The 6,258-nt window shown below is 43.8% G+C and carries 6 protein-coding genes and 1 tRNA gene; 3 read left to right on the forward strand and 4 right to left on the reverse strand.

The window, feature by feature from the left end; all coding sequences use genetic code 11:
- Nucleotides 1–2: 2 nt before the first annotated feature.
- Nucleotides 3–137 carry a hypothetical protein gene (locus DSM107010_RS42115; RefSeq protein WP_255409999.1) on the reverse strand — a complete coding sequence of 45 codons (135 nt, stop codon included), beginning with the start codon at nucleotides 135–137 and terminating at the stop codon, nucleotides 3–5.
- Here DSM107010_RS42115 and nudC point away from each other — a divergent pair.
- Nucleotides 137–955 (forward strand): NAD(+) diphosphatase, encoded by an 819-nt coding sequence (gene nudC / locus DSM107010_RS07995; RefSeq protein ID WP_106166606.1) that lies wholly within the window; start codon nucleotides 137–139, stop codon nucleotides 953–955. The genes DSM107010_RS42115 and nudC overlap by 1 nt on opposite strands.
- A gap of 133 nt (nucleotides 956–1,088) precedes the next feature.
- A complete protein-coding gene (locus DSM107010_RS08000) occupies nucleotides 1,089–3,041 on the forward strand; it encodes an ABC-F family ATP-binding cassette domain-containing protein (protein WP_106166607.1) in 1,953 nt (650 codons plus the stop codon).
- On the opposite strand, the gene DSM107010_RS08005 is transcribed toward DSM107010_RS08000, so the two are convergent.
- Together DSM107010_RS08005 and DSM107010_RS08010 are read right to left on the reverse strand one after the other, a co-directional pair.
- Nucleotides 3,042–3,126 (reverse strand) — tRNA-Ser (locus DSM107010_RS08005).
- Nucleotides 3,127–3,187: 61 nt separating this feature from the next.
- Nucleotides 3,188–4,114: a TIGR04168 family protein gene (locus DSM107010_RS08010; RefSeq protein ID WP_015157388.1), complete on the reverse strand. Its 927-nt coding sequence runs from the start codon at nucleotides 4,112–4,114 to the stop codon at nucleotides 3,188–3,190.
- A 162-nt stretch (nucleotides 4,115–4,276) separates the two neighbouring features.
- Here DSM107010_RS08010 and nadA point away from each other — a divergent pair, with 162 nt between their 5' ends.
- A complete protein-coding gene (gene nadA / locus DSM107010_RS08015; protein WP_106166608.1) occupies nucleotides 4,277–5,251 on the forward strand; it encodes a quinolinate synthase NadA in 975 nt (324 codons plus the stop codon).
- Between the two features lie 58 nt (nucleotides 5,252–5,309).
- Here the strand turns inward: nadA and DSM107010_RS08020 are convergent, their stop codons facing one another.
- Nucleotides 5,310–6,086 (reverse strand): class I SAM-dependent methyltransferase, encoded by a 777-nt coding sequence (locus DSM107010_RS08020; protein ID WP_015157390.1) that lies wholly within the window; start codon nucleotides 6,084–6,086, stop codon nucleotides 5,310–5,312.
- Nucleotides 6,087–6,258 lie beyond the last annotated feature (172 nt).

Below are 6,258 nucleotides of genomic sequence, written 5' to 3' on the forward strand. Positions count from 1 at the left end.
TCCTACAATGCTAACTTTTGCGCTCTTCTTTGCGCCTCTGCACCTAACGCTACGCTAACGGCTTCGCCTTCGCTATCGCTAACGCCTACGGCTGATGCGTGACCTAAAATCGAATCTTTGACCCCAAAGCTTAACAATGCATCATATCTTTACTCCTGGCATTACTCCACCCGTAGAACAATCCGTACCCGCTTGGTGGTTTGCCTTTGTAGGTAAAAAACTACTAGTACATCAAGAAGGAACAGCGAATCAAATCCCCCAACTCACTAGTCTAGAAGAGATTGGCTTAATTCCTATACGGACGCAATTTCTCGGTACATTAGGCGATCGCCCCTGCTACTGTGCCGAACTCTCCAAAGATATGTCTACACCTACGGGCATGGCATTACAAGGGCTGCGAGAATTATACGGTACGCTGGACGAAGATCTATTTGTTCTGAGCGGTCGCGCCATTCAAATCGTCGAATGGAATCGTACCCATCAGTACTGCGGTTACTGTGCTACTCCTACTACCCAATTACCACACGAACGGGCAAAACGTTGTCCTAACTGTGGTTTGGTTAATTATCCCCGCCTCTCACCTGCGGTTATCGTCCTCATCTCTCGCGGTGAGGAATTATTATTAGCTCGCGCTCACAGATTTCCACCCAAGATGTACAGTATATTAGCTGGATTTGTCGAACCAGGCGAATCGCTAGAAGAAACGGTAGTGCGAGAAGTGCGCGAAGAAGTCGGGATTGAAGTGAAAGACATTCGCTATTTTGGTTCCCAACCTTGGCCCTTTCCCAATTCTCTGATGATTGGGTTTACAGCCACCTATGCTAGCGGTGAAATTGAGATCGAACCAGAAGAACTAGTGGATGCTGGTTGGTTTAACAAGCATAATTTACCTCAAATTCCCCCAAAGTTGAGTATTGCTCGTAAATTAATCGATTGGTTTGTCTCGACTCACTGAAAATAATTGTTTTGACTTTTGTACGGGCGGGTGCGCCCAAATAGATTGACAGCCAAAGCCCATAAATATTTAGTCAAAACCCGCCCCTACGCATCAACGTTAGACTAGGTAATTGGTAGCTTACCTATAACCCATGACTATTTTCACGCTGCGATCGGTTAACAAAGACTTTGGCATCAAGGAAATTTTGAAAGATGCTAGCTTTAGCCTGGATGAAGGCGATAAAGTCGGGCTAATTGGGGTAAACGGTTCTGGTAAATCAACATTACTTAAGGCGATCGCCGGACTGGAACCAATAGATAGCGGTGAAATTTGGGTAAATTCAGGAGCTAAAATTGTCTACCTACCCCAACAGCCAAATTTAGATGAGAATCATACTGTCTTAGAACAAGTGTTTGCCGATGGTGGCGAACAGATGGCGCTAGTGCGGGAATACGAAGAAATTTCCGATAAACTCGCGCACGGACAGGGCGATCTCGATAAACTCATGGCGCATTTGTCGAAGGTTTCCCAGCAGATTGAAGCATTGGCAGCATGGGAAGTAGAAACTAATGCTAAAGTCATTCTTAGCAAGTTAGGAATTGAAGACTTTGATGCCAAAATTAGCAATCTTTCTGGGGGCTACCGCAAGCGAATCGCGCTAGCAGCAGCTTTACTGTCGGAACCAGATGTGTTGTTGATGGACGAACCGACAAACCATTTAGATGCACTATCTGTTGAGTGGTTGCAGAGTTATCTAACTCGGTTTCGCGGTGCGCTGTTACTCATCACTCACGATCGCTACTTTTTGGATCGGGTCACAAATCGCATTATCGAGATCGATCGCGGCGACCTTTATACTTATTCCGGTAACTATGCTTATTATCTGGAAAAAAAGGCAGAAGCAGAAGAATCAGCTGTCAGCAGTCAGCACAAACACGCCGGAGTATTAAGGCGAGAGTTGGAATGGTTGAAACGAGGTCCAAAAGCCCGTAGCACTAAGCAAAAAGCCAGAATCGATCGCATCTACGAGATGCAGGCGCGGGAATTTAAGCAAGTGCAGGGTAAGGTAGAAATTTCTACTCCAGGGCGGCGGATTGGGAAAAAGGTAATTGAGTTAGCAAATATTAGCAAGTCTTACGGCGATCGCCTTCTCATTAAAGACTTTACATATACATTCAATCCCGAAGACCGCATTGGCATTATTGGCAGTAACGGCGCGGGAAAATCAACGCTGATGGATATTATTACCGGACGAGTGCAGCCCGATTCCGGTACGGTGGAAATTGGTTCCACAATTCATATTGGTTATTTCGACCAACATTCTGAAGATTTGACGCTGAATGAAAATCAGCGAGTTATCGAATATCTCAAAGATGTAGCAGAGTTGGTTAAAACAGCCGATGGAAGCATCATTACGGCTTCCCAAATGTTGGAACGGTTTCTGTTTCCCCCCAACCAGCAATATGCACCCATCCACATGCTGTCTGGCGGAGAAAAGCGGCGGTTGTTTTTGTTGCGCGTGCTGATGAGTGCGCCTAACGTGTTGATTTTAGACGAACCGACAAACGATTTAGATGTACAAACGCTAGCGGTATTAGAAGAGTATCTAGAAGACTTTAACGGTTGCGCGATCGTTGTTTCCCACGATCGCTATTTTCTCGATCGCGCGGTGGAGACTATTTTTGCGATCGAATCTGGTGGCAATCTGCGTCAATATCCAGGCAACTACTCAGTGTATTTGGAATACAAGCAAGCTGAAGAGGAAGAAAAGTCAAAAGTTGAGAGTCAAAAGCCAAAAGCTGAAAGTCGAAATTCACTCCCGACTCCCGACTCCGGTACGGGCGCGCAGCTGTGCGCCCCTACGATTCCCGCAGCCAAATCGCGCAAGCTATCTTTCAAAGAAAAACGGGAATATGAAACGCTAGAAACTCAAATTCCCGAGATGGAAACGCAAAAGGAAGAGCTAGAAAAGATTTTCTACAACAACCCTCCTAGCGATTTTACCGAAATGCAGCAGTTATCCGAGCGGTTAGCTCAATTAGTGCAAGCAATCGACACGGCAACCGAACGTTGGTTAGAACTGGCAGAACGTGAAAATGATTAACGGAGAGGGTGAGATTCGAACTCACGGTTCCTTTCGGAACATTCGATTTCAAGTCGAACGCAATCGACCACTCTGCCACCTCTCCAATTTAGCTACTAGCTGTTAGCTAGATCTAAAAGCTAATAAATGATAGCACATTCTATTTTCTATGCAGGCTGCACGAGCTGACTTTGTTGCTGATAAAGGATTTGCTCTGATGCTATTTGATCATCTCGATCTACCCAAACGAGAGACACTTGAGATACTATCCCAGATTGGAGATAGACTAAGGAAAAATTGCGCTGGCGATCGCTGCCATTTTCAACGATTCTAGGTACGCTAGCAGCATTGAGGTAAACTGTTTCGCGGGCAACATGAACTGGCTTACGCAAGTACTTTTGGGTGTGGCGTAGTTTATGGTGCATATGACCAAATGTGACCAAAGGAATCTGTTTTCCTGCGGCACGAGTTTGCGCGATCGCCTCTGTCAAATCTGGATCGCCAAAGTCACCCCCCAAGGGTTGCCAGTCCTTGCCACAAGGGTCTTCAGGGCAATCTCCTAATCCTGATGGTCCGTTATGTCCGAGAAAAATGACGGTATCGTAGGTGGCGCTACGAGCTGCTGCTATAATGCGTGCGGTAGACTCCTCAAAGCTTGCTACGCCAAATCTTTCTTGATAGAAGTCTTCGTTTTTCCAGCTCGAACCACCCCAAGTAAACGGACGGCTACCAACAACAGTTAAGTTTAGTTTAGGAAAGTCTAGTTTGCCATAACCAACATGGGCTTCTCCTAATAAGTCTATTTGTTCTTGCACCCAGTCTTCTTTTTTTCGATCGTAAGGACACTTCTGGCGACCCCACGCAGTAGCGGTATACCAAGCGTCGTGGTTGCCAAACACTGCTGCTTTAGGAATGTCGAGATCGGCGATCGCTTTGACTACATCTACTGATTCATTGCCGTAGTCACCTACAAATAAAGCAAGGTCGATGCCTAGTTTTTGCAATATTATGCCATCTGCTGCTTCCCATTGGTCGTGAATATCACCGACTACTGCAATGACGGTTGTTTCATCCTGTTTGCTTTGACTGGTCATGCTTCATTCCCGATCTTCTTTATCCAGCATAGAAAAGCATGACGGCTTTTGGCACTACCGTTAGGTGTTAGGAAAGATTTTGCCTCTACCAGCACCCAGTTTTGGTAAAAAATACTATAATTGCAAGAAGACCAGAAATTGTAAGTTTTATCTATTTGAATTGTGTTTACAACTGCGATCGTCCAAAATAATCCAGCCCGTGAAATACCTGTAGACTTGTTTGCAGCAATTCAAGCTTTAAAACAAGAGCTGAACGCTGTAATTTTGGCACACTACTATCAAGAACCAGACATTCAAGACATTGCTGATTATATTGGCGACTCATTAGGATTGGCTCAACAAGCTGCGAAGACTGATGCTGAAGTTATTGTCTTTGCTGGCGTTCACTTCATGGCAGAAACAGCCAAAATTCTCAATCCTAATAAACTCGTACTTTTGCCAGATTTAGCAGCAGGTTGTTCTTTGGCAGATAGCTGTCCTTCTCAAGAGTTTGCCGCTTTCAAAGCAGCACATCCAGACCACTTAGTCATTTCTTATATTAACTGTACTGCCGAAATTAAGGCGATGAGCGATATTATTTGTACCAGTTCTAATGCGGTGCAGATTGTACGCCAAATCCCTCTAAATCGACCAATTATTTTTGCTCCAGACCGCAATTTAGGGCGATATGTCATGCAACAAACTGGTCGAAATATGTTGCTGTGGCAAGGTAGCTGTATCGTTCATGAAACATTTTCAGAAAAGAAACTCGTTCAATTAAAAATTCAGCATCCAGCAGCGGAAGTTTTAGCTCACCCTGAATGCGAACCTCCTATCTTGCGTCATGCAGATTATGTTGGTTCTACAACAGCTTTGTTAAAATTTTGTCAAAAGAGTACCGCGAGTTCCTTTATTGTTGCCACTGAACCAGGCATTATTCATCAAATGCGGAAAGAAGCTCCTCATAAGAATTTTATTCCTGCACCACCAATAAATAGTAATTGTAATTGTAATGAATGCCCTTATATGCGTCTGAATACTTTAGAAAAGCTTTATTTAGCAATGAAGAACCGCAGTCCAGAAATTAAATTATCAGAAGAGATCGTCACGGCTGCCTTGAAGCCACTACAGCGTATGTTAGCAATGAGTGTTAAGTAAATCTGAGTCTACGGTTAACACATGGTTGAAATATATATATCTTCCATATGAACTGAGTTTAATTTTTGAAAGCTACAAACTCAATATTAGTAGCAATGTATTTGAGAAAAGTATTTTCAGTTAGCCACCGATCTAAGCTTTCAAAACTATGATGGTTAACGTAGGAAATACGATTTTTAGGTAGAATTTGTCTATGCCAGAGATCGATGAGCTGAAACTGACTCTGGGTGAGGAGATGTTTTACCAATTTTTTACTATACAAGCGATCGTGATAAAAGTCTCCTCGTAAATGTGCTAGCCGTTGAGTCCAAGATAAGTAGTAGGGCAAGAAGAAACAGAAGAATAAGCCTTGTGGACTGAGCACTCGCCGAATTTCATGTAAAGACGCAAGATCGTTTGAAACGTGTTCGAGAACACCAAAACTCAGGACGACATCAAAGCTAGCATCATTGAAGGGAAGTAAATAGGGATGTTCTAAAGAGACGACTGATATGGATGCGCGATCGATAATAGGCGCATCCTGACCAAATGCTGCACCACTAGTCACATCACAACTAGTTACCATAGCACCCATTTCACGTAGTAAAAAAGAAATGTGACCTTTACCGCATCCCCAATCTAGTACGCGCAAAGTTGTTAACTTAGTTTTAAACCAAGCTTCAGAACAAACTCGGACGTAGTTCGTCAAGTATAGATAAACATTGTGAGCAGCTGGATTTGTCAAAAAAGCGTGGCTGTCTGTATGCTTGACTATTTCAATCAACTGATGATTAAGTAAGAGGCGCTGCTGAAACTGTGCCTTTCTGAGAGCTATCAAATTTTGCTTGCTCTGCATTAACTCTATCTTTTGAAAAAATTTACCCTGTACCTTTCTGTACCTTATTATGTAAGTTTAACTAAAACAAGACTTTGCGATGTGTGTCATAAAAAAGCCCCTCTATTCCTAGAGAGGCTTCGATTGAAAAATCGACCTGGCGCGGAGCTATTGTCCCGTGGGGCGACCCCCA

Origin of the sequence: Chroococcidiopsis cubana SAG 39.79 (genome assembly GCF_003991895.1) — a bacterium.
In the GTDB taxonomy this organism is placed as follows: Bacteria; Cyanobacteriota; Cyanobacteriia; order Cyanobacteriales; family Chroococcidiopsidaceae; genus Chroococcidiopsis; species Chroococcidiopsis thermalis.